Origin of the sequence: Bifidobacterium lemurum (genome assembly GCF_014898175.1) — a bacterium.
GTDB lineage: Bacteria > Actinomycetota > Actinomycetes > Actinomycetales > Bifidobacteriaceae > Bifidobacterium > Bifidobacterium lemurum.
The window spans coordinates 129281-155456 of sequence record NZ_CP062948.1 but is presented as its reverse complement, the minus strand read 5'-3'; the positions used below and the strand labels follow the sequence as shown (position 1 = coordinate 155456).

The 26176-nt window shown below is 64.6% G+C and carries 23 protein-coding genes, 1 tRNA gene, 2 pseudogenes and 1 riboswitch; of the genes and pseudogenes, 12 read left to right on the top strand and 14 right to left on the bottom strand.

Annotated features, from left to right (window positions below):
• The first annotated feature begins 44 nt into the window (after positions 1–44).
• On the top strand, positions 45–992 hold the full coding sequence (dapF, locus tag BL8807_RS00670; protein WP_072726874.1) for a diaminopimelate epimerase: 948 nt from the start codon (positions 45–47) through the stop codon (positions 990–992).
• A gap of 7 nt (positions 993–999) precedes the next feature.
• On the opposite strand, the gene BL8807_RS00665 is transcribed toward dapF, so the two are convergent.
• Positions 1000–1644: a vitamin K epoxide reductase family protein gene (locus BL8807_RS00665; protein ID WP_072726851.1), complete on the bottom strand. Its 645-nt coding sequence runs from the start codon at positions 1642–1644 to the stop codon at positions 1000–1002.
• 296 nt (positions 1645–1940) lie between these two features.
• On the opposite strand from BL8807_RS00665, the gene BL8807_RS00660 reads away from it, so the two are divergent.
• Complete coding sequence (locus tag BL8807_RS00660; RefSeq protein ID WP_072726850.1) at positions 1941–2825, top strand: PHP domain-containing protein; 885 nt, start codon at positions 1941–1943, stop codon at positions 2823–2825.
• An 8-nt stretch (positions 2826–2833) separates the two neighbouring features.
• Here the strand turns inward: BL8807_RS00660 and BL8807_RS00655 are convergent, their stop codons facing one another.
• A complete protein-coding gene (locus BL8807_RS00655) occupies positions 2834–3058 on the bottom strand; it encodes a DUF3107 domain-containing protein (RefSeq protein ID WP_072726849.1) in 225 nt (74 codons plus the stop codon).
• Between the two features lie 132 nt (positions 3059–3190).
• Entirely contained in the window at positions 3191–4816 is a 1626-nt protein-coding gene (locus BL8807_RS00650) for a phosphotransferase (protein ID WP_072726848.1), read from the bottom strand.
• Between the two features lie 138 nt (positions 4817–4954).
• Here BL8807_RS00650 and BL8807_RS00645 point away from each other — a divergent pair, with 138 nt between their 5' ends.
• Positions 4955–6550 carry an ATP-dependent helicase gene (locus BL8807_RS00645; RefSeq protein WP_072726847.1) on the top strand — a complete coding sequence of 532 codons (1596 nt, stop codon included), beginning with the start codon at positions 4955–4957 and terminating at the stop codon, positions 6548–6550.
• Positions 6551–6656: 106 nt separating this feature from the next.
• Here BL8807_RS00645 and BL8807_RS00640 read toward each other — a convergent pair whose 3' ends face one another.
• Positions 6657–8261, bottom strand: coding sequence for a zinc-dependent metalloprotease (locus BL8807_RS00640; protein ID WP_072726846.1), 1605 nt, complete (start codon positions 8259–8261; stop codon positions 6657–6659).
• A gap of 187 nt (positions 8262–8448) precedes the next feature.
• On the opposite strand from BL8807_RS00640, the gene BL8807_RS00635 reads away from it, so the two are divergent.
• From BL8807_RS00635 to BL8807_RS00620, 4 genes are all read left to right on the top strand, one after another.
• Positions 8449–9303: a YlbL family protein gene (locus tag BL8807_RS00635; protein ID WP_072726845.1), complete on the top strand. Its 855-nt coding sequence runs from the start codon at positions 8449–8451 to the stop codon at positions 9301–9303.
• A 106-nt stretch (positions 9304–9409) separates the two neighbouring features.
• Positions 9410–9826, top strand: coding sequence for a DUF3052 domain-containing protein (locus tag BL8807_RS00630; RefSeq protein WP_094725422.1), 417 nt, complete (start codon positions 9410–9412; stop codon positions 9824–9826).
• Between the two features lie 263 nt (positions 9827–10089).
• Positions 10090–10329: a type II toxin-antitoxin system TacA family antitoxin gene (locus BL8807_RS00625; protein WP_083570308.1), complete on the top strand. Its 240-nt coding sequence runs from the start codon at positions 10090–10092 to the stop codon at positions 10327–10329.
• Positions 10326–10805 carry a GNAT family N-acetyltransferase gene (locus BL8807_RS00620; protein WP_072726842.1) on the top strand — a complete coding sequence of 160 codons (480 nt, stop codon included), beginning with the start codon at positions 10326–10328 and terminating at the stop codon, positions 10803–10805. The genes BL8807_RS00625 and BL8807_RS00620 overlap by 4 nt, the downstream gene beginning before the upstream one ends.
• 335 nt (positions 10806–11140) lie before the next feature.
• On the opposite strand, the gene BL8807_RS00615 is transcribed toward BL8807_RS00620, so the two are convergent.
• Positions 11141–11214: transfer RNA gene (locus BL8807_RS00615), tRNA-Val, on the bottom strand.
• A 124-nt stretch (positions 11215–11338) separates the two neighbouring features.
• On the opposite strand from BL8807_RS00615, the gene BL8807_RS00610 reads away from it, so the two are divergent.
• The 5 genes from BL8807_RS00610 to BL8807_RS00590 all read left to right on the top strand — a co-directional run bounded on the left by BL8807_RS00610 (position 11339) and on the right by BL8807_RS00590 (position 16969).
• Complete coding sequence (locus BL8807_RS00610; RefSeq protein WP_072726840.1) at positions 11339–12826, top strand: DivIVA domain-containing protein; 1488 nt, start codon at positions 11339–11341, stop codon at positions 12824–12826.
• Positions 12826–14010 (top strand): 1-deoxy-D-xylulose-5-phosphate reductoisomerase, encoded by a 1185-nt coding sequence (gene dxr, locus BL8807_RS00605; RefSeq protein WP_072726873.1) that lies wholly within the window; start codon positions 12826–12828, stop codon positions 14008–14010. Before BL8807_RS00610 ends, dxr begins: the two co-directional genes overlap by 1 nt.
• A gap of 53 nt (positions 14011–14063) precedes the next feature.
• Positions 14064–15287, top strand: coding sequence for a flavodoxin-dependent (E)-4-hydroxy-3-methylbut-2-enyl-diphosphate synthase (ispG, locus tag BL8807_RS00600; protein ID WP_072726872.1), 1224 nt, complete (start codon positions 14064–14066; stop codon positions 15285–15287).
• Between the two features lie 168 nt (positions 15288–15455).
• Positions 15456–16175 (top strand): DNA repair protein RecO, encoded by a 720-nt coding sequence (recO, locus tag BL8807_RS00595; RefSeq protein WP_072726871.1) that lies wholly within the window; start codon positions 15456–15458, stop codon positions 16173–16175.
• A gap of 2 nt (positions 16176–16177) precedes the next feature.
• Positions 16178–16969 carry an isoprenyl transferase gene (locus BL8807_RS00590; protein WP_072726839.1) on the top strand — a complete coding sequence of 264 codons (792 nt, stop codon included), beginning with the start codon at positions 16178–16180 and terminating at the stop codon, positions 16967–16969.
• Between the two features lie 173 nt (positions 16970–17142).
• On the opposite strand, the gene BL8807_RS12075 is transcribed toward BL8807_RS00590, so the two are convergent.
• The 9 genes and pseudogenes from BL8807_RS12075 to thiM all read right to left on the bottom strand — a co-directional run bounded on the left by BL8807_RS12075 (position 17143) and on the right by thiM (position 26002).
• Positions 17143–17715, bottom strand: coding sequence for a GH32 C-terminal domain-containing protein (locus tag BL8807_RS12075; protein ID WP_264298335.1), 573 nt, complete (start codon positions 17713–17715; stop codon positions 17143–17145).
• Positions 17707–18689: pseudogene (locus BL8807_RS12070) on the bottom strand (glycoside hydrolase family 32 protein); the annotation flags it as partial. The pseudogene BL8807_RS12070 and the gene BL8807_RS12075, both read right to left, overlap by 9 nt.
• Before the next feature lie 163 nt (positions 18690–18852).
• Entirely contained in the window at positions 18853–20172 is a 1320-nt protein-coding gene (locus BL8807_RS00580) for an MFS transporter (RefSeq protein WP_072726837.1), read from the bottom strand.
• A 232-nt stretch (positions 20173–20404) separates the two neighbouring features.
• Positions 20405–21454 (bottom strand): LacI family DNA-binding transcriptional regulator, encoded by a 1050-nt coding sequence (locus tag BL8807_RS00575; protein WP_072726836.1) that lies wholly within the window; start codon positions 21452–21454, stop codon positions 20405–20407.
• A gap of 98 nt (positions 21455–21552) precedes the next feature.
• Positions 21553–22863 (bottom strand): serpin family protein, encoded by a 1311-nt coding sequence (locus BL8807_RS00570; RefSeq protein ID WP_226847392.1) that lies wholly within the window; start codon positions 22861–22863, stop codon positions 21553–21555.
• A gap of 108 nt (positions 22864–22971) precedes the next feature.
• On the bottom strand, positions 22972–23343 hold the full coding sequence (locus BL8807_RS00565; protein WP_072726834.1) for a thiamine-binding protein: 372 nt from the start codon (positions 23341–23343) through the stop codon (positions 22972–22974).
• An 85-nt stretch (positions 23344–23428) separates the two neighbouring features.
• Entirely contained in the window at positions 23429–24223 is a 795-nt protein-coding gene (thiD, locus tag BL8807_RS00560; protein WP_072726833.1) for a bifunctional hydroxymethylpyrimidine kinase/phosphomethylpyrimidine kinase, read from the bottom strand.
• Between the two features lie 31 nt (positions 24224–24254).
• Positions 24255–25028, bottom strand: a pseudogene (locus BL8807_RS00555) (thiamine phosphate synthase); the annotation flags it as partial.
• 65 nt (positions 25029–25093) lie between these two features.
• Positions 25094–26002 (bottom strand): hydroxyethylthiazole kinase, encoded by a 909-nt coding sequence (gene thiM / locus BL8807_RS00550; protein WP_072726831.1) that lies wholly within the window; start codon positions 26000–26002, stop codon positions 25094–25096.
• Positions 25992–26099, bottom strand: a riboswitch (TPP riboswitch). (Overlaps the previous gene by 11 nt.)
• Positions 26100–26176 lie beyond the last annotated feature (77 nt).

The following is a 26176-nucleotide window of genomic DNA, read 5'->3' as shown; positions in this document are numbered from 1 at the left end:
TCGCATGCGGGTACGCCGGCATGGTGGCGGGTATGCTGGGGCGTATGACCATTCCTCACCATGTGACCAAGGCCCACGCCACAGGCAATGATTTCGTCGTCTACGCCGATCCGACCGGCGGGTTCGAACCGACGGCGGACGAGGTGCGCTTCCTATGCGACCGCCATCGCGGCATCGGCGGCGACGGACTGATCCGTCTGGCCCATCCCCGGTCGGTGTCGGATCTCGACGAGGCGCAACGCGCGGCATGCGAGGCGGGCGGCGCCGTATGGTTCATGGACTACCGCAACGCCGACGGCTCGCTGGCCGAGATGTGCGGCAACGGCACGCGCGCCATCACCCTGTTCGCGATGGACCGCGGACTTGCGAACGGCGGCGAGCCTTTCCGCTTGGGCACGCGAGCCGGCGTGAAGACGCTTACCCCCTTGGGGGATGTGGAACCATATGGGCGCGATGTGCTGCGCGTGGATATGGGCGCGTGGCGCATCGGGGAACTCGGCGCGTATGAGGTCTCCCTCGCGGGAACGCCCGGTTCGGCGCGCGGCACCTTCGTGGATATGGGCAACCCCCATGTGGTCGCGGTGACCGGTGCGGACGGGCGTCTGCTCGCTTCCGGCGCTCTGAACGGCGCGTCCGTCGCCGAATTGCTGGGCTCCACGCTGCCGGATGTGGACGATTTGGATCTGACGGTCAAACCGCGGGTCTCGCCGGCGATCGAAAGCGACCAGAACGTGGAGTTCGTGCGCATCGACGCCGTGAACGCCAGCACGCGTGAGGGCAAGGCCGTCATGCGCGTGCATGAGCGGGGCTGCGGCGAGACGCTGTCCTGCGGCACCGGTCTGTGCGCCACCGCGATTACCCTGCGCGCGCTCACCGGCGTCGACCACTGGGATATCACCGTGCGCGGCGGCATACTGCGCGTCGACGTGACCGACGCGAATGTGACGCTTACCGGATCGGCGACGCTGGTGGGGGATATCGCGCTGCGTTAGGATGCGGTCAGGCGAACAGCGCCGGCCCCTCCACGACGATGATCAGCACGGCCAGCGTCACCACCCACAGCACATCGATCATCAGATCGATGCCCAAACGATAGTAAGTGCGCAGGCCGGTGGCTTTGGCGGGCAGATTCCGCACGGCCACGGTGGCGTGGCTTAACGCCATGAACTGGATGGTGGTGGAGAACATCAGCGTCAGACACCACGGGCACAGGGCCTGGATCACGAACATCGACTGCGAGAACAGCCAGTAGGCGTAGGCGAGGGCGGCGAGTCCGCCGAACCAGGTGCAGACGGCGAACCAGCGCGGCACCGCGACCTTCGCCATGCCGATCACCGCGACGGTGACGAACACCGACTCGGCGGCGATGCCGAAGAAGGCGTTCGGATAGCTCAATCCGCCGAATTTGATAATCTCCGCCTGCCAGGATTGCGCGACCGCGGAGCAGGAGACCACGCTGTTGACGTCGCAGCCCAATACGGATTCGGGATGGCGCGCCAACTGCAGGGTTTCCGCCGCCAACACGAACGAGGCACCCAACGCCACCGCGGAGGCGACCAGCATGACCAGATAGGTCCACCAGGCGCTGTGCCGCCATCCACGCAGTGGACGTTCGTCGATGATGACGTTCTCGGTGCTGGTCATAGACACGCTCCTTGATCGGGGAATGGGATCTCATGGATGCTTGAAATCGAAATCACTATATCGCAAGACCTCCGCATAGGATCGTATAGGGCCGCATGGGACCGCATAGGACCGCAAGCCGAACCGGCATGCTCATGCGGATTCCAAACGTATCGCGCACGACGCACCGTCATCGTGCATGTATCGTGCGAGCATCGTGTGCGCATCGCGCATGGCGGCGCGCGCGATACTCGTTTTCGCGCATTCATCGTCGAAACACGCCTGTCGAGGGACGATCAGGCTCTACGATGGAACGTATGAACCAGCCTGAACCCATGCCTGTTCCGCCGAGTCGCGGATGGGACATCCACTGCCATACCGCGTTCTCAGACGGTACGGAAAGCCCAGCGACGCTGGCTGCCGAATGCGCGCGTCTGGGATTGCATGGCATGGCCATCGCCGACCATGACACCACGGCCGGCTGGGACGAGGCGCAACAGGCGGCGCGGACGCACGGCCTGCGTCTGCTGCGCGGCACGGAGGTCACCGCGGTCGACGGCAGGGTCTCCGTGCATATGCTCGCCTACCAATACGATCCCGCGAATCGTCGGATCAGCGACCTGTTCGCCGACACCCGCGCCGCACGCCTCGCACGCACCAAACGCATGGTGGAACTGCTCGCCGAGGATTATCCCATCGACTGGAACGCGGTGCTGGCGCAGGTCAGACAAGGGGAGCGCACCACCATCGGACGTCCCCATATCGCCGACGCGTTGGTGGCGGCCGGCGTGTACCGCGACCGTTCCGCGGCCTTCGAAGACGCGGTCAGCGCGAAATCACGCTATTACATCCCCACGCCGTCGCCGACCACGCATGAAGTGGTGGCCGCGGTCAAAGCGGCCGGCGGCGTCGTTCTGGTCGCGCATGCGGGAGACACCAGCCGCAACCGCCACCTCCTGTCGGACGATCAGATTCGCGCTTTGGTCGACGAGGGGCTGGACGGATTGGAAGTGTGGCATCGGGGCAACCCGCCCGAGCAGCGCGAGCGGCTGCTCGGACTGTGCCGGCGATACGGATTGCTGGTCACCGGCGGTTCCGACTGGCATGGCGCGGGCAAACCCAACGCTCTGGGGGAGAACCTCACCGACGATGCGACCGTCGAGGCCATCGCCCTGCGGGGTGTGTTGCCGTTATACGCCTAAGGATACGTTTAAAGCGCGCCGAAACCGACGGCGTGCTTGGTCTCCGAGCCGATAAGCGCGTATCCCAACGCGCCCGCCGGCACCACGATGCGGCGGCCCTTGTCGTCCGTCAGGTTGATGGTGCGGTTGTCCGCCATCGCCTTCTCGATGATCTGGCTGACCTCGTCGGCGCTGGCGTCGGTGCTGAAGCTCACCGGTCGTGCGACGTTCTGAATGCCCAGTTCGATATCCATGGATTCTCCCTTATATTGGCCGGCAAGCCGGCGGGTTTGTGATCTCTGTTGCCTATTATGCCGTCCGTGAGCCCCTGTCTCGCGGGGTTACGCCTTCGGCGTGGATGACGCGCGGCCGAGTGGGCCCGTCGCTTATCGGTCGATCGGCATGCCGTTCTCGTCGAATCCCTCCAGTCCGGCCTGGGCGTCGCGCAACGCGCGCTCCTCACGCTCCAGCAGCGGGATTAGCGTGGTTTCGGCCTCGCGTTCCGGCGTGGCGGTGTGGGGGCCGGGGGCGACGGAGCTTGGAGAGACGGGTTCGCGCTCGTCGGTGCCGTCGGCTCGCGCCGCGGCGCTGGCCACGGCGTAGGCGCCGTCGCCTTGGATCGCATGCTCGGCGCTGGCGATGAGCTCGTTGATGGTGATGGTCACCGATGAGCCTGGCGAGCGTTCCGCCGAGGAATGCGGGCGCGCGTTGCCGAGCGCGGGCCGGTCCGCGGTGGAGTCGGCGTCGGACGGGGTGACTGGGCGGTCCGCGGTGGAGTCGGAGGCATCGATGGGGGTGATTGGCCGGTCCGCGGTGGAGTCGGAGGTGTCGTCATCCGCGGGTGAGGTGGCGACGATCTGCGCGGAGCCGGTGCGATCGGGATCGGGTGTGTCGTCGGAAGGCTCGTGCGCTTGGTCGACGAAGGCGTTGGCGCGCGTGGCTTGCGCGGCGCGGCGTTCGGATTCGTTGAGCAGCGTGCCGACGGTGATGGTGGACGGCGATTGCGCTCCGGCCGGATTCGCGCCATCGGTCGAGTTCGTCGTGGCGTGCGCCGCATTGCCGGCCGGCGTGAGCACGCCGAGCTGGTGGGCGAGACGCTCCACCTGCGCCTTGAATTGCAGGATGCGGCCGTTGTCCGCGCGGTTGAGCGCCTGGATGAATTCGCCCACCTGCTCCATCTGCAGCCATAGGTTGGCGCGCAGCATGATCAGATCGTCGAGACGGGAGCCCATCATGCGTCCGTAGGCGGCAAGCACGGCGTTGCGATGTTCGTCGTCGAGCTTGAGGAACACCCAGGCCAGATCGCGCGCCGGATCGTTCACCTGCATATCCTGCCAGTTGGTGACCGCGGTGATGGTCGAACCGGAGAACAGCACGTCGCCGTCCGAGAATCCGCCGTGCACGGTGCAGGTGGAGAACGACCACAGGCCTTCGGTTTCGATGATGCGCGCCCAGCTGTTGGTGATTTCGGAGGGCACATGGCCGGCGGCGCGCAGACGCTTGATCCACGCGGTCAGCTGCGAGCGGATCTGGCCGGTGGTGAACACCGGATATTTCGCCTCGGCGAGAAAATCGGGACGCAGTCGGTGGATCGCGCCGATGGCGGTGCCCATGCTGGCGCAATCGTCCAGTGTGAGCAGATCCAAGCTGCGGGGCTGCCCTTCGCAGTGGGGCGTGACCATCACCGCGGTGGATTCCGTGGGTCCGTTCGGCTCATCTCCGGAGGCGAAGGCGATCACGCGGTCCAAGGTGAAGCCCAATCCGCCGGGGTCGCGCGCGTCGGCAAGTGTGCGGGCCGCGCGCACGCGGGAGGCGAGGCGCTTGCGTCCGGCCTCGGTATCGGTGGCGTATACGTCGTACAGTTTGCCCGAGGCGTCCTGCAGCACCGCCTGATCGATGCCCGCGGCCTCGTCCGTGGCGCTGCCGGTCGCGTTGTCGCGCACGCCGGCGACGGCGATATTCGGGCAGAGCGCGGAGGTCAGCGCGGCCAACATAAACTTGCTACGTTTCATCACAGTTCCACACTAATACACGCGGGCGCGCAAATCTCGCCGTCCGGCATATCTCGAAACGCCGAGTGTCGCTCGAATCGTCGCCGAAGCGTCGGTCCGCGGGCGGGCGCGGCACAGGGCGGATGCCACAATGGAGGCATGGAGGCATCGACGATTCTCGAAGGGCTGGATGAGGCGCAGCGGCGTGCGGCCACCACGCTGCAAGGGCCCGTGCGCATCATCGCGGGCGCGGGCGCGGGCAAGACGCGCACGGTGACGCGGCGCATCGCCTATGCCTGCGCGACCGGAGCCTGGGACGCCTCCCGCACGTTGGCGGTGACGTTCTCCGTCAAGGCCGCCGCCGAAATGCGCGCCAGACTGACCACGCTCGGCATCGGCGACCAGGTCACCGCGGCCACGTTCCATTCGGCGGCCTTACGCCAGTTGCGCGACGTGTGGATGGACATCTGCGAATCCCCGTTCCCTCATCTGGTCGAGGACCAGCGCGATCTGGTGTCGCGCGCGTTCACCCGCGCGTCGGGGCGTTCCGGCATGGAACCCACGGCCGCGCGTGACGTGCAGGCCGAGATCAACTGGGCGAAAATCTCGATGGTGGCGGCGGAGGATTACGCACGGGTGTGCGAACTGGTGGGACGCACGCCCCCGGCCGGGCTCGACGCCAAGCATTTCACCGACATCTACGATGCCTACGAGCAGGAGAAGACGGGACGTGGGGAGATCGACTTCGACGACATTCTGCTTTTGACCTGCCATGTGCTGGATGATTTTCCCGACGCGGCCGCGCGGATCCGTTCGTCCGTCGGATGGCTGACCGTCGACGAATACCAGGACGTCTCCCCTTTGCAGCATCGGCTGATGACGCTATGGCTGTCGGACGGGGAGGGGATCGCCCTCAACCGCAATATCTGCGTGGTGGGGGACCCGGCCCAGACCATCTATTCCTTCGCCGGGGCGTCCAGCTACGATCTGCTGGCCTTCGGAGACGAATTCGGCCCGCTGAGCGCGGATGTCAGCCTCAATACCGACTACCGCTCCACCGCGCGGATCGTGGACTACGCGAACAAGGTGCTCGCCGCCGCGCCCGATCGTCAGGACTACCTCACATTGACCTCGGCGCGCGAAGCGGGCGCGCGCGTCGAGAAAACCGTGTACGTCAGCGACCAGGAGGAGGCGCAGGCGGTGGCGGCCCGCATCGCGCATATGGTCGCCCATGACGGCGTCAGAGCCTCGGACTGTGCGATTCTCACGCGTATCAACGCGCAGCAGCGGTTGTGCTGCGCGGCGTTGCGTTCCGCGGGATTGCGCTACCGCGTGCGGCGCGACACCGGCTGGCAGACGTCGGCGTCGGCCAGCGAGGCGGCGCAACGGCAGGCGTTGCTTGAGGCGATGGGAATCGTCCCCTCGGGGCGGGGATCCTCGGCCTCCCAGGGAACGGACACGGCGGCGGTGGGCGGAACGGACGAGGCCGCGAAACCCGTACCTGAGGATCCTGGCGTGACCATCTCCACCATCCATGCGGCCAAAGGTCTGGAATTCAAGCATGTGTTCCTGATCGGCTGCTCGGAGGGCCTGTTGCCGTACGGGGCCGGGGCGTCGGGGGACGCGTTGGAGGAGGAACGGAGGCTGATGTACGTGGCCGTCACGCGAGCGGAGGACTCCCTGCACCTGTCATACGCGCGCAGCAAGGACGGCTATGGCGCGCAACGGCGCAGGGCCTCGCGTTTCGTGGTCTGAGATTCCCCGGCCGGTGGCCGGTTTCACCGGCGCATGCCGCGGCCCGTCGTCTGCGAGACCCCACCTCATGCGATTGGTGTGAGGCGGGGTCTCGCCGTTCGTCGCGCTATTGGGCTTGATCCGTGTCGCCGGCCTCGTCGGTGTCGGCGACGTTGGCGTCGTCGCCGCTCGTCTCGTCGGTGCCGACGTTCTCGTCAAGCAGTTTGGAGAGTTCCGCATCCCAGTCGATGGCACCGGGCTTGGCATCGAAACCGGATGACGACGAGGGGGATTGGCCTCCGGTCTCTCCGGTGGTCTCCGTCGCGCCGGTGGCATCGGCGTTCTTCGCCTGGTCGGGGGACGGGTCCATACGCGAGGGGTGGGCGGCTTCCGGCGCCGCGATGGTCTGGGGAGCGTCGCCCGACAGCGCGGGCAGCAGATCGGGATGGCTCCACTTGGCGTCGCGGGCCTCGGGACCTTCGGCCATGGTGACCATCTCCCACAATCCGGCGGCTTCGCGCATGCGCTTGGGACGCAGCTCCAGTCCAAGCAGGCTTTCGAACGTGCGCTCGGCGGGACCACCTACCGCGCGCTCACGGCGCATCATCTCGCGCAACTGTTCGATATGCGGAATATGCGCCATGCCGGCGCGCCATACCACGCAATCGACCCATCCTTCGACCAGCGCCAGCAGCGTTTCCAACGAAGCCATGGCCTCGCGCTGCTCCGGCGTGTCCGGGATGCCGACCTTGGTGAGGTTCACCGCTCCGGAGATCGATTCGGGATCCATGGAGGTCACATCGCGCAGCTGTTCCTCCATCGCGTCCAGATCGATGGTGATGCCGCGCGCGTATTTGCCGATCAGCGCCTCGAAACGCGGCATCAGCCACGGCACCGCGGCGAACAGACGGGCATGCGCCACCTCGCGCAGGGCCAGGAACGCGGTCACCTCGTCGGCGTCGATCCCCAGCGATTTGGCGTACTCCTCCACATTCTGCGCGATCAGCGCCCCGGCGGGATTCTTCAACAGCATGATGCCCTGGTCGAAACTGCCATGCACCTCGTGGCTGAGATTGCCGGCCGCCTGACCAAGCTGCATGGCATACGAGGTGTTGCCCAACAGTTTGAGCAGCTGGGCGGGATTCTTCATGCCGTCGGGAATCGGAATCGGCACGGGGCCCGCGAACATGCCGGCTACCTCGCCTTCGAACGCGTCTCCGAGCCGCTCTCCGATCACGGACGACATCGCGTTGCTCATCGACTCGGCCACGGGTGCCGCGAACTTCGCCCACTGGTCGATGGTGCCTTCGACCCAATCGGCGCGGGTGAGCACATCGGGCTCGCCCGGCGCGGGATCGAACTGGCAGGCGGTGTCGAGCCACAGATTCGCCTCGCTGATCGCGCGACGCGCCGTCTCTCCCTGCTGGGCGGATACGGTGGTCGCCGCGCCGGCGGCGTTGGCCTGCTGCAAGGCGATCGACTTGGCGAGTTTGACGTTGATCGGTCCCTCGTCGAGCGTGCGCTGCATATCGCCCATGGTGTTGAGCCCGCCGGCCGTGAACGCCGTCATCAGCTGCTGCACCTGCGCGGGGTCGGGCAGCCGCGAGGGGTCCTGGTCCATCAGCTGCTCGCGGATGTGTTCGGGCAGCTGGCTGATCTGCTGCCAGGCCATCTCGCCTTGGATGGGGCCGAAGCATTTGATCAGCCATTCGTGAATCGCGTTGTCGTCCATATCCGTCCCTTGACTGCCGGTGGTATTGCTCACCAGTGTAGAGCGTGCCCGCGCCCGTTTCGCCGCGAGCCGAGTGATTGCGCGGTTCTCGCACATGACCGAATCACCGTGTTCCCGTCGCGGTGTGCCGCCGCGTCTCATGTCCGCATTCAGCCATCGCACAGGCGCGTGTCTACACTGGGAAGCCATGTTTGGAAAAATCCGTGGTGCAGGCCGGCGCGTGAGCCGGTATTTCGCCGCACGGTCCGCGCGGTATCTCGCGGGGGCGGCGGCTGTGGTCCTATCGGTGGTCGTGCTGGTGACGCCCAGCGCGTATGTCATCGAAATGCCGGGGCCCACGCAGGATGTGCTGGGTACGGTCGACTCCGGCACGGTGATCGATGTGGAGGGTGTCGACACGTATGAGGATTCCGGCGAACTGCTGCTGGTCACGGTGAGCGCCATGGGCGTGTCCAGATATCCGCTCACCAACGCGCAGGTCCTATGGGGATGGCTGGACCCGCAGATCACGGTGCTGCCGCGCGAGGCGGTGGTACCGGTCGGCATGACCGACGAGGAGTACGAGGAGAAGAACGCCGAGTCGATGTCCAGCTCGCAGGACGCGGCCGTCGCCGCCGCGAAAACCTACATCGCCGCGCATGCGGACGAGCTGGGCGTGTCGCCCGACGTGCTGGACGACGCTACGATCACCATGCATGTGGACGACATCGGCGGTCCATCGGCCGGCATGATGTACACGCTGGGCCTCATCAGCAAACTCACCGAGGCGGACGAGGCCGGAGGGGAGATCATCGCGGGAACGGGCACCATCGACGAAAGCGGCGAGGTCGGCTCCATCGGAGGCATCCGCTTGAAGATGCTGGGGGCCAAGCGCGACGGCGCCACCTGGTTCCTCGCGCCCGAAGCCAACTGCGGCAGCGTGGTGGGGCATGTGCCCGACGGTCTGCGCGACGTGAAGGTCTCCACGCTGGAGGAGGCGTACGCCGCGTTGGTCGCCATAGGCAACGGCGAGGGCGATGATCTGCCTCATTGCACGGCGTGAGCGCGGGTCCCGCGACGACGCCGGCTTTGTGGTCGCAGGCGTGGATCCACCCACACGCGCGGGTTGTTAACGTGTTTTTTCGCGAACCCTTGCTAAGGTGTCCACTGTGAATCAAACGGCATCACAACACGCTGAAGAATTTGGTTTCGAACTTGGCGACATCATCCAGGAGTGGCTCTGGGACGATGACGTGGACGATTCGATTCGAGCCCAGATCGAGGAGCTGACCGGCGAGGATCTCGTCGACGAGGATTACGACTCCGCGGTCGACGGAGTGATCATCTGGTGGCGCGACGGCGACGACGAGGACGAACTGTCCGACACCATCGTGGACGCCTATACGGTGCTTGGTGACGATGGCCCGTTGTGGGTGCTGACCCCGAAGCCGGGACGCCGGGGCGCCGCCAGTTCCAGTACGGTGCAGTCCGCGGCGAAAACGGCAGGCATGAACGCCGCCACTCCGCTGACGGTGAATTCGGATTGGAACGGAATCCGCCTGCGCGCGTTCGGCAAAGGCCGTTGACGGCGGCGATGATGCGTTTCTGCGCGTCGGCCACGAATTGATGCACGAAAGAGTCCGCCAAACAATCCCGTTGATTGGGCCAGTGATGAGATATGCGTAGGCATGTCATTGGTTCATTTCATTGATGGCCCTCTGCTGTTCATGCCCCATGTGTGTTCTGACGTCGTCCGCCAGAGTCTTGTCGACATGTCGATGACTAGTATTGTATAGCAAATTGCTATACAATACTGAGTATGTCCTCACAAACAAAGAAAAACACGCAGATGAACCTACGGTTGACCGACGAGCAGAAAAGCCTTATCGAACGCGCCGCCGCGCTGCGAGACATGTCCCTGACGCAATGGTCGGTGGGAAACCTCGTCGATTCCGCGCGACGAGACATCGAGAACGCCACCACGCTGCGCCTATCCGACGAGGTGTTCGACGCGTTCCTCAAAGCGCTCGACGAGCCCATGCCGCAGGCCACGCGCGACCTGCTGGACGAGGAGCCGATCTGGGCATGAACGAATTTCTCCCGCCGCGACGTCTCGAAGAGAACGACGACATCGCAGGATTCGAAAGCGGGTTGCCGGTCGTGGACGACTGGCTTCATAATCGAGGTCTGCGCGCCCAACGCAACGGCACCGCGGTCGTGTACGCCTCATGGGAAAAGAACGGGCCGCTGGCCGGCTTCTACACCCTTGGCGCTTACTCCGTGAGCCGTGACGAGATCTCCGGCGGATGGATGCGCCGCAACGCGCCGAAGCGGGTGCCCGTGATCCTTCTCGGCATGCTCGGCGTCGATATCCGCTACCAACGCAGCGGCATCGGCAAACACCTGCTCCGGGACGCGATTCTGCGCGCGTCATCGGCGGCTAGCGTCATCGGTGCGAAAGCCCTCATCGTGGAACCCGCCGGTGGCTCCGACCCCTTCTACCGCAAATACGGTTTCCAAGAGATTCCAGGAACCGGCTATCTCTACGTCAAGCTCGAACGCTGATTGCCGAACGTCGATAATCCGACGTGGGCGCGTCCCCTCGTTCGAGAACGCGCCCACGTCTGGCCAGGGAGAGTCGCCCGTGCTCAGAATCTCTGGCGAAGATCCGGCAGTCCCACGCTAAGGAGTCTCAATCATGACCGAGATCGATGGCGATTGGCGCACCAATGAGGCCAGCGGCGTTGGCGGAGTCGGAGCGAGGAAACTTGAACGCCGGTATCTTCAGGCGAGAAAGGAGTTGGACGAGCAGTTCAAGCGCGAAAGGGCCAGCGTGTCAGGCCTTGGGAAAAGGGGAGAATCAGTCGGACCCCGCTATAATGATGGGGCAAGCGATGAAGTGGGCAATAAGGGACTCGAACCCCTGACATCCACCGTGTAAAGGTGGCGCTCTAACCAACTGAGCTAATTGCCCGCAGTCGACCACCATAGCGCATGGGCGGCACAATCGCGAGTGCGATGCGTGCCGATGCTGCGCGCGTCGCAACAATCGCGTAAGGTGGAGAAGAGTTTACTACCTTCAGGAGGTCGAACAGCCAATGGCTCAGGAACTTCAATCCGGCGCCAGCGCGGCGGGCATCGCGCGGTCGGGCAAGCGTAAGTGGGGGTACGATCCGGGTCAGGTGGACGCCTTTTTGGAGCGCGCCCACGCCCTGTACGACAGCGAAGGCGCGCGACTGACGCAGCGCGACATCCAGAACGTGTCCTTCGATCTGGTCAAAAACGGTTATGTGATCGCGCAGGTGGACGCGGCTCTGGCCCGTCTGGAGCGTGCCGTGGTCGACAAGCAGACCACTTGGGAGATTTCCCAGCACGGTCGCATCGCCTGGAAGGCCGATACGGAGAATCTGTATCGTCAGATCATCAACCATGTCGACCGGGCCGCGGGCGAACGGTTCAAGCCCGGCGAGCCCAAGAGCCCCTCCTACGACAAGAAGCAGGTGGACCGACTCGCGGACCAGATCGTGGACAAGGCCGCCGCGGCGCTGGGCATCGACGGCGTGAGCGAGGACGACGTGCGTTCTTTGGCCGATCTCAACGCGACGAGCGTCTCCAACGTGATCTTCACCCAGCGCACAGGCAAGCGGGGTTATGACGAACGTCAGGTCGACCATTTCCTCAATTCCTGTGTGCAGCTGTTGAGCCGTATCGAGTCGTATGCCCGCGTGGCCGACTACATCTCCGCGGATTCGGGTGCCGCGACCTCCGTCGCGCCCATGCCCGCGCCCGTCGCCGCGACGACGGGCGAAGCGGTCGCTCCCTTGTTCTCGTCCGACGCGCAGTACCGCCGCGACGCCGCCTCGTCGACGGAAAGCCTCCCGTCCTTCGCTCCGGCCGCGACGCAGCACGACGAGTCCTTCGACGCGCTGCATCAGGCGGAACGCAGCCTGTTCAGCGGCGCGCCCGTGGTCGACGCCCCGTCCTTCGCGCCGGTTGCCGCGCCCGCGGCTCCGGCGGCGCCTGTGACGTCCGAGGCATCCGCCGCGCCCGAGGCACAGGCCACGCCCGAGGTCTCCGCCATGCCTGAGTCTTCCGCCGCGCCCGAGTCCTCCGTGCAGGATGCCCCGTCGTTCGCGCCCGCTCCGGCGCCGGCAGCGACGCCTGAGCCGGCACCGGCAGCGGTCCCCGCTCCGGCACCGGTCGCGGTCGAGCAATCCCCCCAGGAACCCGTCGCCGAGCAGGCGCCGCAACCCGACTCGTCATTGGCCGCCCTGGCACAGATGGCCGAGACGGTGCAGGAGCATCCCGTCGCAGACACGCCGTCCTTCGAACCGCATATCCCCGATTTGGACGCGCCCGTCGCGGCGAAGGCGGATGAGGACATGCCTCCTTCCTTCCAGCCGGCCTCCGCCGAGGAATCGTCGTTCGTCGCGACCACGCCGGTCAAGCCGCAGGACGATTCCGATGGGAATCTGTTCCCCGAGATGTTCCCCAACGTCCGCCTCGCTGTGGACGATCAGATTCCCGACCTGTCCTTCCCCTCGTTGGACGACGTCAATCCCGCCGGCACGAAGAGGCAACAGTGATCGCCAACTCCACGGTCGTCGTTCTGGGCTCCACCGGTTCCATCGGCACGCAGGGGCTGGATATCATCGCTCGGCATCCGGAGCGTTTCACCGTCACCGGTTTGGCGGCGGGCGGCGCCCATATCGATCTGCTCGCCCAGCAGGCGGCGCGTTTCCGCGTGCCGCAGGTCGCCGTATTCGACGAGACGAAGGTGGCCGCGTTGCGTGAGGCCCTTGACCAGGCCGGCGCGTCGAACACCCAGGTGCAGGGCGGCGCGCGGGCGGTGACCGCGTTGGCGGGCTCCGGCGCGAACGTGGTGTTGAACGGCATCACCGGTTCCATCGGATTGGAACCCTCGATCGCCGCGTTGCACGCCGGATCCCAGCTGGCGTTGGCCAACAAGGAATCCGTGGTGGCGGGCGGCCATCTGCTCTTCGGCGCGCAGACCCGCAGCGGCCAGATCAATCCCGTGGATTCCGAGCATTCCGCCATCTGGCAGTCGCTGCGTTCCGGCACCCAAGCGGAGGTGTCCAAACTCGTCGTCACGGCCTCCGGAGGTCCGTTCCGAGGCTGGACCCGTGAGCGGATGTCCGATATCACGCCGGAACAGGCCCTGAACCATCCCACATGGAATATGGGTCCGGTGGTCACCATCAATTCGTCCACGCTGATGAATAAAGGCCTGGAGGTCATCGAGGCCTCGCGGCTGTTCGATGTTCCCCCGGAGCGTATCGAGGTGACCGTGCATCCGCAGTCCATCGTGCATTCGATGGTGGAGTTCGTCGATGGTGCGGTCATCGCCCAAGCCTCGCCGCCCGATATGCGGCTGCCGATCGCCTTGGGACTGTCCGCGCCGGATCGCATGACCGACGTGGCGGCGGCCTGTGATTGGACCAAAGCCGCGACGTGGACCTTCGAACCGTTGGATGACGTGGCGTTCCCCGCCGTCTCGCTCGCCCGCGAATGCCTCGCAGCATCGGAGAAGCACACGGCCGTGCTCAACGCCGCCAACGAACAGGCCGTGCAGGCCTTCCTCGACCACCGGCTGCCATATCTCGGCATCGTCGACACGGTGAAGGCCGTGCTCGACGATATGGATGCCGCCATGCGCGGCGCGCCGCTGTTCGCCGACGTGGAGGAAATGGGCCAGATTGAGCTCGAGGCGCGCCGACGTGCCGATGATTTGATAAACAAGCAAGTGTGAGCCATCCGCACACGTATCAGGATTCGAACCAAGCCCTCCAGGGAGGCGAACGCATGCCCAACGAGCCCTTTGCCCCAGCCGAGCAGCCGGTCGACAAGCCGTTCCGTAAAACCGGCGAGGCCGCGATCAGCGAGTCGCCATTGCATCCGCGCCGCGAATCGCGCCGCATCATGGTCGGCCCGGTTCCGGTCGGAGGGGGCGCGCCCGTCTCCGTGCAGTCGATGACCAACACGTTGACCGCGAACGTGCCCGCCACGCTGCAGCAGATCGCCGAACTCACCGCGGCCGGATGCGACATCGTGCGCGTCGCCGTGCCCAGCCAGGACGACGCCGACGCATTGCCCGAAATCGTGCGCAAGTCTCCGATTCCGGTGATTGCGGATATTCATTTCCAAAGCAAATACGTCTTCCAAGCCATCGATGCCGGATGCGCGGCCGTGCGCGTGAATCCGGGCAACATCCGCAAATTCGACGAGGTGGGTCCCTCGATCTGCCAGGCCGCCACCGATGCCGGCATCTCGCTGCGCATCGGCGTGAACGCCGGCTCGCTGGACAAGGACCTGTACGCCAAGTATGGTGGCCCCACTCCCGAGGCGCTGGTCGCCTCCGCGCTCAAGGAGGCGCGCATGTTCGAGGATGTGGGCTTCCATGACTTCAAAATCTCCGTCAAACACCACGACGTGATCACCATGGTCGAAACCTATCGGCTACTCGCCTCCAAAGGCGACTGGCCTCTGCATCTGGGCGTCACCGAAGCCGGTCCCGCCTGGCAGGGCACCATCAAATCATGCCTCGCGTTCGGCGCGCTGCTGGCCGAGGGCATCGGCGATACGATCCGAGTCTCCCTGTCCGCGCCTCCGGTCGAAGAGGTGAAGGTGGGCTGCAAGCTGCTCGAATACATGGGATTGCGCCAGCGCAAATTCGACATCATCTCCTGCCCGAGCTGCGGACGCGCGCAGGTGGATGTGATCCAGCTCGCCGAGGCCGTGACCGCCGGATTGAAGGACGTCACCGCCCCCATCCGCGTGGCCGTGATGGGATGCATCGTCAACGGACCCGGCGAGGCGCGTGAGGCCGACCTCGGCGTGGCTTCCGGCAACGGCAAGGGGCAGATCTTCATCAAAGGCAAGGTCATCCAGACCGTGCCCGAGGACCAGATCGTCGAAACCCTGCTCTCCAAAGCCCAGGAGATCGCCGCGCAGATGGAGGCGGACGGACAGGTTCCCGTCAACGCCACGGGTCCCGTCGTCGTGCCGATCCAGCATCCGGGTCACTGAGTCTTCCGCGGCAGCTCGACCTTTCGTGGATGTCGGGCCGCGTGCAGTCGGTATGCGGTGACTGATTCGTTGTGAGTGGGCTTCCCCCATCCGGGAATCCACGGAAACGGGAGACTTCCCCGAAGGCGTATCCTCATGTGCCGGCCGCCATGCGGCATAATGGTGAGCATGCCGTTGTATCGAGATGAGGGAGTGGTGCTGCGCACCGCCAAACTGGGGGAGGCCGACCGCATCGTCACCCTGCTCACTCGGGAGCACGGCAAGGTGCGGGCGGTCGCCAAAGGCGTGCGCCGCACCAAATCCCGCTTCGGAGGGCGTCTGGAACCCTTTATGCGCGTCGATGTGCTGATCGCCGAAGGCCGGTCGTTGGACGTGATCTCCCAAGCGGAATCGGTCGCCTCGTACGGCGGGGCGATCGCCGCGGATTTCGATACGTACAGTGCGGCGAGCATCGTTGTGGAGACGGTCGACAAACTCGTCGACGTGCAGATGGAACAGGTGGGGGAGCAGTACCGTCTGCTTATCGCGGCTCTGGCCGCGCTCGCGCGGCATGCGCATGATCCCAAGGCGATCGGCGGCTCGTATGTGATGCGTGCGCTGTCGATCGCCGGATGGAGTCCGCGGCTGGGCGCGTGTGTGGTGTGCGGCAGAACATCCACCGAATATCTGTCGATTCCGGCGGGTGGCGTGATGTGCGCCACCGACCACACACCCGAATCGCAACGCGTCGGTGTGACGGCCCTGACCCAGCTGAACGCGCTGGTTCGTGGTGATTGGAACGTGCTGGAAGGCGGCACGCTCGAACCCGCCACCGAGCGACTGGTCGAGGAATGGGGAGAATACTATCTGGAACGGCCGATTCGTTCACTGCGCTTGCTAGATTCGTGAGTATGGCTTTTGAACACGTGGACTACACCTCGCTGAGCGTTCCCGCGGCGCCCTTCTCAGACCCGTCGCGCATTCCCGATTTCCCGAAGAACCAAGTGCCGAAACATATCGGCGTGATCATGGACGGCAACGGCCGTTGGGCCCAGGAACGCGGATTGATTCGCACCAACGGGCATCAGGCCGCCGAACCGGTGGTGTTCGACACCATCGCCGGCGCCATCGAGGCCGGCGTGCGGTATCTGAGCCTGTACACCTTCTCCACGGAGAACTGGAAGCGCAGTCCGCAGGAGGTGCGTTTCCTGATGGGATTCTCCCGTGAGATCATCCACCGCCGTGTGGCGCAGATGGATGAGTGGGGCGTGCGTGTGCGCTGGTCGGGCCGCCGACCCAAACTGTGGAAGTCGGTGATCGACGAGCTTGAGGTGGCGATGGAACGCACCAAGCACAATAACGTGATCGATGTGGTGTTCTGCATCAACTATGGCGGCCGCGCCGAAATCGCCGACGCCTGCGCCGCGATCGCGCGCGAGGTGCGTGACGGGAAGATCAGCGGCGACCGCGTGACGGAGAAGATGATCGCCGACCACCTGTACAACCCCGACATCCCCGACTGCGATCTGGTGATCCGCACCTCAGGCGAGCAGCGCACCAGCAACTTCCTGCCATGGGAGGCCGCCTACGCCGAACTCGACTTCGTGCCCGAACTGTTCCCCGATTGCGGCCGCGATGTGCTGTGGCGCTCCATCGACCACTACATCCACCGCGACCGTCGCTTCGGCGGCATCAAAAAGTGACTTCGTCATTGCGGGCGTAGGCCACCCCGTCATTCCGAGCGTAGTCGAGGAATCTCGGACATCCTTCCACGTCTGACACCGGCGAACACGGAAGGATGTCATACAAACAGACAGAGCCCCTGTGAGGATCTCTTGGCGCGATCCTCACAAGGGGCTCTTGGGATGGGAAGCGTTTACTCCAGGCCGATGCTCTTAAGCGTGTGCACGGTCAGGGAGTCGACCTTCAGCTCGCCGGATTCGCTGGTGAGCTTGATGGCGCGCGGTCCGTCGGTCGGATAGCTGTAGGAGCTCATCGCCTGGTGTCCGTCGTTGACGTAGACCTCGACGCAGCCGCGGTCCACGAACACGCGCAGCTTGAGCTTGCCGCCCAGTTCGGCCTCGTCCAGCGGAGCGGCGCGATAGCCCTTGTCGCCGTTCACCGCGGCCTGACGGTCGATGACCACGCGGCCGATCTGGTCGTCGTAGGCCACGTAGGTGTAGGCGCCGTCTTCGGTGGCGTGCACCTTGAGGCCGGCGCGTTCGGCGGTGGAGTTGTCCAGATCGATGACCATCTCGATCTCCACGGCTTCGGCGTCGTCGCAGATGACCTTCTCCTCATTGAAGCTCAGGGCGATTTCGCCATGCTCGACGGTGCTCTCGCGGTAGCCTTCGACCTCGGCGCACGGGGCGGTGTGCACGTCGCCGTCCTCGCCCAGGGTGATCTCGCGCGGCAGGGTGAGGTTGCCGCACCAGCCGTCGTTCTCCATCGGGATGGGCTGTGCGAACGGGCTCATCCAGCCGTACATGATCTGGCGGCCGTCCTCGGCGGTGAAGGACTGCGGGGCGTAGAAGTTATGGCCGCAATCCCACAGGCGGAACTCGGTTTCCGGCTTGAATTCGCCGCCCGGCTCCCAAGTGCCGATCATGTAGCCGGCGTTGTTCACGTTGCGGTTCATGAAGGCGTTCTTCTTGGCGCCCATGGCGGAGAAGCCGATAACCCACTTCTCGTTGCCGTCCTTGTCCTTGATGGGGAAGAAGTCGGGGCATTCGAGCATCCACACATCCGGATCCGGATGCTGGAAGAGCACGCGCTTGAAGGTCCACTCGACCATGTCCTCGGAGGTGTACAGCCACATCTGGCCGCGGCGCTCGGCGGAGCACACGCCGAAGGTCATGTACCAGGTGTCGCCGGTCTTCCACACCTTCGGATCGCGGAAGTGGGAATCGACCTCATCGCGCGGGCAGTCGACGACCATGCCGTGCTTGGTGGCGCTGGTGAGCTCGTCGTTGTCCGGCGTGGCGTACATCTGCACCTGCCATTCGCCGCCGGAGCCGTCCACGCCGTTGGCCCAACGGTGGCCGGTGTAGTAGAAGCGCAGCGCGCCGTCGTCGCCGATCACGGCGGATCCGGAGAACACGCCGTTCTTCTCCTGCTCGAGGCTTGGGGCGAACATCACGGGTTCGCGCTTCCAATCGACCATGTCGGTGGAGGAGACGTGGCCCCAGTGCATCGGCCCCACTGGGTGCCGTAGGGGTGCAGCTGGTAGAAGACGTGCCAGCGGCCCTTGTAGAAGCACAGGCCGTTCGGGTCGTTGATCCAGCCGCCGTTGGAGGCGATGTGGAATTTGGGATACCAGCGGTTGTTGCGCTTGGCGGCGAGCTCGGCCACGCCGGCTTCGGCCTTGGCGAGCTCCTCGGCATGGTCCTTGATCGGGGTAAGGGTGGGGGAGAAGTCACTCATCGTCGAATACTTCCTTTCTGAAAGGCGATGTCGGTTGTCACGCCGTTGCAGGCCTTGCGATGCGTTGTGTTCGTTATGGGTTCAGTTATAGGGTTCGGTTATAAGGGGCGGTATCCGGAAAGCCAGATGTTCCGGATACCGCGAGGTGTGTTTGCTGACGGGATCAGGCCTTGGCGGCTTCCATCGCGCGCAGCTGCTTGTCGGTGTAGAACGGGTCGCCGCCGACTTCCTGGTCGTCCTTCTTGATCACGAAGAAGCCGTAGATCAGAGCGACGAGCACGATGCCGGAGATGGTGAAGAAGGTCGGGCGGTCGCCCATCGCGTCATGCAGCATGCCGAGCGGGGTGGAGAAGATGACCTGGCCGACCTGCGAGGCGATCTGGAAGCCCACCATGTACAGCGTGGCGGAGAGCTTCGTGTCGAAGTGCAGGGTGAAGTAGCGGAACGCCGGCAGGCAGAACAGCGGGACCTCGATGGAGTGGAACATCTTGACGATGGACACGGAGATCGGGTCGTGGAACACGCCGCACAGGCCGATGCGGGCGAACATCACGAAGGCGCCGAGCAGCAGGGCGTTGCGCACGCCGATCTTCTGCATGATGATCGGAACGACGCCCATCATGGCGGATTCGACGAAGACCTGGATGGAGTTCAGGGTGCCGTAGGTGGCGTCGCCGACGTCGGTGCTCGAGAAGAGGCTGGAGTAGTAGGTGGGGAACATCTGCTGGTCGAACACGGTGTAGAAGGTGTTGGTCAGCAGCATGAAGACGATGAGGACCCACAGGGTCGGCATCTTGAGGACGGCGATCATTTCCTTGAAGGAAGGATTGGTCGGAGCGGCGTTCGGATCGGCTTCCTTCTTGAGCTCCTCCTTCTGCTCGGCCGGGACCCACAGCAGGTAGACCAGCAGCATGCCGATGCCGCAGGCGGAGCCGACCCAGAAGTTGAGCATCGGGTTGATGTTGAACAGGAAGCCGGCGCACAGAGCCACGATGGCGTAGCCGAAGGAGCCCCAGGCGCGGGACTGGCCGTACTCGAAGTTGAACTTACGGGAGTAGCGTTCGGTGACGGCCTCGATCAGGGAGCAGCCTGCCATGAAGCCCGCGGACAGGACGACGGAGCCGATGAGGACGCCGACGTAACGGGTGGCACCGCCGGCCGAGAGCAGCGGCGCGTAGACGAACTGGACGAACGGGCCGACGCAGGCGGCGATCGCGGAGATGACGATGACGAGCTTGCGCTTGATGCCGAGCTGATCCTGGATCACGCCGTAGATGAACATGATGACGAGCGTGGCCAGGGAGTTGATCGAATAGATCGATCCCTGCTCGGCGGAGGTCATACCCAGACCCTTGTCCGGGTCAAGCAACCACCTGGAGAAGAAGGACCACCAAATGCCCCAGGAACAGAAGAACATGAAAATGCCAAAGGAGCTCTGCAGGTAGGAAGGATTCTTCCATGCAGACTTGCTTGCGCTTGCCATGATGTTTTCCTTTTTGTGTTGGTTTCCCGCTGCCTTGCGGATTGTTGTTGCTGTCGCCACAGCTGCCGCGCTGTGTGGTGACGCTACTCAGTATAACGCGTCAATCGTTTGACGGCAAACGATTGACGCGTGTCGTCCGCAAGTATATCGTCAAACGATTGACGTTATGCGGTTTCTGAGGTTCCCGATGTTCGCATCATCGGCGTGTCGCGTTTGACTGACGGATGGCCTATCACGCCCGTTGGGCCACGGAGCCCTTCTCGATAAGCGTGCAGCGGATCATCGCCGGAATCGGCGAATCCAGCGGCGGCAGCGGTGCCGTCGTCTCCGGCGTGGCGATGTCGTCCAGATCGCGCTTCTCGATCATGGACACCAGTTTGCGCACGGACCAGTAGCCCATCTCGAAGTGCGGGAGCTCCACCGTGGTCAGCTGGGGTTCCAGCGTCTCGGCGAGCACGCGGTGGTTGTCCACGCCGATCACGGAGATGTCCTTGCCGATGGTGAGTCCGCGTCGCGCGGCGCATTCATAGACGTACCAAGCCCGCGCGTCGTTGAAGCAAAAGAATCCGTCGGGACGCTGCTCGTCGAAAAGGTCGCTGACGGCCTGCAACGCCGGTCCGTTGTTGAGCACGTTGCGCACCAGACGTTCGTCATAGCCCCGCCCGGCGTCCTCCAGCGCGGTGCGGTATCCTTCGAGTCTCCTGTCCTGGGCGAGCATCGGCTCGGAACAACCGATATAGGCGATGCGCTGGCAGCCGGCCTCGATGAGTCTTGTGGTCGCGTCGTAGGCGATGTGGACCTCGTCCGGCTCGACGCTGGGGAAGCGCCCCCGGCTGTCCGTGGCGTCGACCAGAACAAGCGGCGTGGAGGTCAGGCTTTCGGGCACGTCCGTGTATCGGTTCGACATCTTCGCGTACAGGAATCCATCCGCGCCATACCGTTTCAGCGCGGTGATCTCCTCGTCCTCGCTGTCCTCGCCGTCGGTGTTGACCGTGATGAGCATGTATCCGAGTTGGCTGGCGGCGGCCTGCGCGCCGAGGATGATGCCGCCGGCATACGGGGTGGTGGCCACCTCCTCGCTGATGAAGCCGAGGATGCGGGTTTTGCTGGTGCGCAGGGACCGCGCGAGAGGGTTGGGCTTATAGCCGAGTTTCTCCGCCATTGCGCGCACTTGGTCGGCGATACCTGATTTCACTCGGCCTTCGTCTCGGTCGTTGAGCACCAGAGAGACCGTGGAGACCGACACCCCAGTCTTCTCTGCAATCTCTTTCATCGTCGTCATACGTCAAACGATATACCATCAAATCGGATACCGCCATCACCCCGGCCGTCGGCGTTCTTCTTTCGGTCCCGGCGCCAACCGCCGGTGATGATCGGAAATCAGGCGGCGATGTTGCGGACCGCGCCGATGAACAGCGGCACGCCGTCGGGTGTGGTCAGCGCATAGAGGAACGGTCGGTCCACGGTGAACTCCACGACGTCGGCGGGAGCGCCCGCCGTCGTCATGCCCGCTTCCGTGTAGGCGGCCGCCTTGGCGCCGACCTCGCTCACCTCGATGCGGGTGCCTTGGACCACGGTGCCGAGATACAACGCTCCGCCGTCGGCCGCGGTTCCCAACCTGCCGAAATCGGCCGAACCGGCGTCGAAAGCGTCGGTCATGCCCAACGATTCCAGAATCCGTATGGAATCCTCGCTGTCGAACGTGTTCTCGATCGTGAAGCGGGGAAGCGTCATGTCCACCGAAGCCGTCGCGCCGTCCGCGTCCCGCGCGTCAGTCTCGAACGCATGCTGCAGCATCGCCGGATCGGCCGCCAAGGTCTCGAACCGGCCCTCGTCGGGCAGAAGCACCTTCAGCATGCCGCCGTTGTCGAACGGGATATCCGCCCGCCGCCAACCGGCCGCGTCATCCTGGATGAGGTCGAGGGAGTCGAAGGTCTGATGCATGAACGGCACGGTGGAGTCGTCGTCGGCGCCATGGAACGTCGCGTCATCGGTGGCCGACTCGTCGAACGGGCTGGACCATCGCCCGTCCGCGTACACCGTGTTGATGATCGCCATCACTTCGTTCGGGACGATCGTGATCCGTGGCCGCAGCGTGTCGCCGGTCTGTTCGGCGATCCAATCGCTTATCGTCCGGGCGGTGTCGGCGTCGGAGAAGTCGACGGTGCGCACCTGCGCGTCGAACGGGCCTTTGACGGTGTCGAGGAAGGATTCGTCCGGCGTCACCTGATCGTCGTCCACCCACAATGAATTGGCGGTCCGCATGTCGGAGCGGACGTCCTCGCCGTAATCGCCGTTGATGGACAACCTCAGCGAACGGTAGTCCTCATCGTCCATCCCCTCCAATCCCAACGTCTCTTCCATCTGCTCGCGCGTCCGCCCGTCCGCGCCTTGGGCCGCGATGGCCAACGCCAGCCACAGCGAGGCGGGGGAGTAGTTCGTGTTGCCGTTGCGGTCGCGTAGGTTCATGAATTCCGGCGCGGAACGGTAGGTGAACGAGACGGACTCGTCGTCGGGATCCTTCGCCGTGGCCGGTCGGGTCAACGCGGCCTTCGCGGCTTCGCTTGCGGGTATGGCGTCGGGGCGCACGTCGCGCGCGGTGAACCACCATATGCCGACGCCCGCACCGGCGATCAGGGCGATGGCGACGATGATGGCGACGATGGTGGCGGATACGTTGGTGTGTTTCATGATGGCCCCCATCCTTCTGCGGCGCGGCGTCATTGCCTCGGCCGTCGGCGTTGCTCCCCGTCTCCTGTGTCCAGTATACGGGCGGGGAGCAACGGATGGATGCCGACGTCAGTCCTCCTTGGAGAGGATTTCGTCGACCAGCGCCTGCTTGGCGGTGATCTGGCCGGAGAATCCGGGTCGGATGTCAAGCTTGAGGCTCACTCCGGTGCGGTATCCCTGCTCGGCGAGTCTCTTCGTGGCTTCGACGACCACGCGAACCACATCATCGAGGTCGCCTTCGATGTTGGTGAACATGGCGTTCGTCTCGTTCGGCAGTCCGGAATCGCGGATTACGGCGATCGCCTGCGAGACGTACTCGCTCAGTTCGGCACCCACTCCGCTGGGGGCGATGGCGACGGCCGCCACCGTATTGAGATACGGTTTGCCGGTCTCCGGATCGACCGGGACCTCCTGCTTTTCGGCGTGACGATCGATGGTCATGGGTGCTCCTTATGCATGTGCGTATATACAGGTGATTCCACAATGTGCCGGTGATGGGCCGGTCGGCATGGTCCTAGTCGTGATGTTACCTCCAGGCCCACGCGTGGTCCATGGGACCGGAGCCATGGCCGAGGTCGAGCATGGCCCGCAGAGCCCCGGTCAGATAGTCCTTCGCGGATTTTACGGCCAAAGGAAGCGGCAGTCCCTTGGCGAGATTCGACGCGATGGCCGAACTGAGCGTGCAACCGGTGCCGTGCGTGTTCGGATTATCGACGCGGACGCCTTCGAACCAAGTCAAAGTGCCATCCGGCTCGACCAGCACGTCGCTGGCGTCGTTCGTGCCATGGCCGCCTTTGATCAGCGCGGCGCATCCATACTGCGTGGCGAGACGCAGGCCCGCGGCCTCCATATCCTCGCGGGTTGTGATCGATGCGTCGGTCAGTGCCTCGGCTTCGGGAATGTTCGGTGTGATCACCGTGGCGAGCGGGAACAGCATGGCGGTCAGCGCGTCGACCGCATCGTCGCCGATGAGTTTCGCGCCCGACGTGGCCACCATCACCGGGTCGAGCACCACATTGGCGGCGCGATGCTCGGCGAGTCGGTCCGCGATGGTCTCGATCAGCACGGTGCTGGACACCATGCCGATTTTGACGGCCACAGGGCGGATGTCATCGAACACGGCGTCGATCTGGTCGGCGAGGATGTTGGGGTCTGTGTCCTGTACGGAACGCACGCCGGTGGTGTTCTGTGCGGTGAGCGCCGTGATCGCGGACATGCCGAACACGCCGTTGGCGAGCATGGTTTTCAGATCGGCTTGGATGCCGGCGCCGCCGGACGAGTCCGAACCGGCGATGGTCAATACCGCGGGAAGCGTGGTCATCGTATGCTCCTTGACTCTTCGATGTCTATCGGGTTGCGTGAGATCGGGCCGTGTCGCGTTTGGCGTAGCCGTGCTTGGCGTCGCCGCGAACGGCTTTCCACCGTGCGACCAGTTCGCGGGTGGCGGCTTCGGGGTCGGGAGCGCCCGCGATGGCGGAGACGACGAACCAGCCGGCGGCCTTGGTGCCGGCCAGCATGGGGATGTCGTCGGCCTTCACGCCGCCGCCCACCACCACGGGGAAATCGCAGGCGGAGCAGATCGTGTTGATCTGCGTCTCGTCGAGCGTGTGCTTCGCGCCGTCGTCCTCGACGACCGCGGCCTCCGGTTTGGTATTGGTGTAGTGCAGCGGGCCCGCGCCGATGTAGTCGATGCAGCCGTCCGGCAGTTCGTTGATCAGACGGACCAGACGCTCGGTCTGCGCGGACAGGCCGACGATGGCCTCGTCTCCGAGCAGCGCGCGGGCCTGGGCCGGTTCCATATCGGTCTGGCCGATATGCACGCCGTCCACTTTGATGCCCTTGCGTCGCGCCTGCCACACCACATCCACGCGGTCGTCGATCACGAACGCCACCGAATCGGATTTGTCGTTGTTTTCGATGATCTGCGCGATGTCACGCGCCATCTGGGTCAGTTCGCCGGCATCCGCGTTCTTGGCCCGCAATTGGACGAACGTCGCGCCGCCGGCAAGCGCCCGGTCGACGACGTCGGTCAGCGGACGTCCCTTGCAATCGTCGGGGCCGAGCACCAGATAGGCGGACAGGTCAAAACGGTCGCGCATGGATGTGTAAGGGTATTCGTTGGTCATGGGATTCCTTCACAAGAGGTGATACGAGTCGTGAAATCGATATATGGTTTGGCGCAGGTTTGCGGTCACGCCATCGACATGGGGGATGCGGCAATCTGTTCGGCTGTGGTGTTCCAAAGAGCGTCAAGGAATTCGACTTGGAAGGAGCCCGGGCCTCGTGACGCCGCTTCGGCGGATTCGCCGGCGCGGTTGTACAGCAGCGAAGCCGCGATCGCGGCGGTGAGCGGATCGGCGACCGCGAGATAGGTGGCGGTCACGCCGCCCAGCGAACATCCCGCACCGGTGATCTTCGTCATCATCGCGCTGCTTCCCGGCAGACGGTAGACGTGTTCGCCGTCGGTCACCAGATCGACCTCGCCGGACACCGCCACGGCGGCCTTGCCGGCATGGCTGCTGAGATGCCGTGCCAAACGCATGGCCGCGCCGGTCGCGGAATCCACGTCATCGACGGATTCCACGCCGGCCGGCCTGCTGCTTGGGTAAGCTCCCCCCACGTTGTCGTTCAATCCCCACATGTCGGCCAGGGCGATGATCTCCGACGCGTTGCCGCGCACGACGGTCGGCGGATGGTCGCGGAACGATTGGAGAATCGCGGTGCGTGTCGTGCCGATGCCCGCCGCCACCGGGTCGAGCACCCACGGTTTGCCGAGCCGGCCGAGCCGCTCGGCGATATCCGCCAGCGCGTCCTTGTAGAACGGCAGCAGCGTGCCCACGTTGATATAGGTGGCGCCTGCGATCTGGGCCGTATCGACGATGTCGTCCGGCAGGAAACTCATCGCCGCGGTGCCACCCGATGCCAGCTGCGCGTTGGCCACCAGATTGATCGTCACGAAATTCGTGAAGGATTGGGCCAGCGGTGTGGTGGTCCTCACGGACTGCACGGCTTCGGCGATGCGCGCGCGCAACGGGTCGTCGGGCGAGATTTGGATTGCTGAGTATGCGGCGTTGCCGCAACGAGTCGAGTCGTCGCTCATCACTGCTCCCTACGATGGTCTTAACCAACAGGTTCTAAGGGTCAGGCCTTGGGCCACTCTCAACTCCGAACCTCCCGGAGTTCCCCTGCGTTTATGTTTGCCTTCACGGTAGGCGCGCGTGTGGACAGGGACGACGGCGCCGACGGCGACGCCATAACCGGTCGGCAGGTCAGC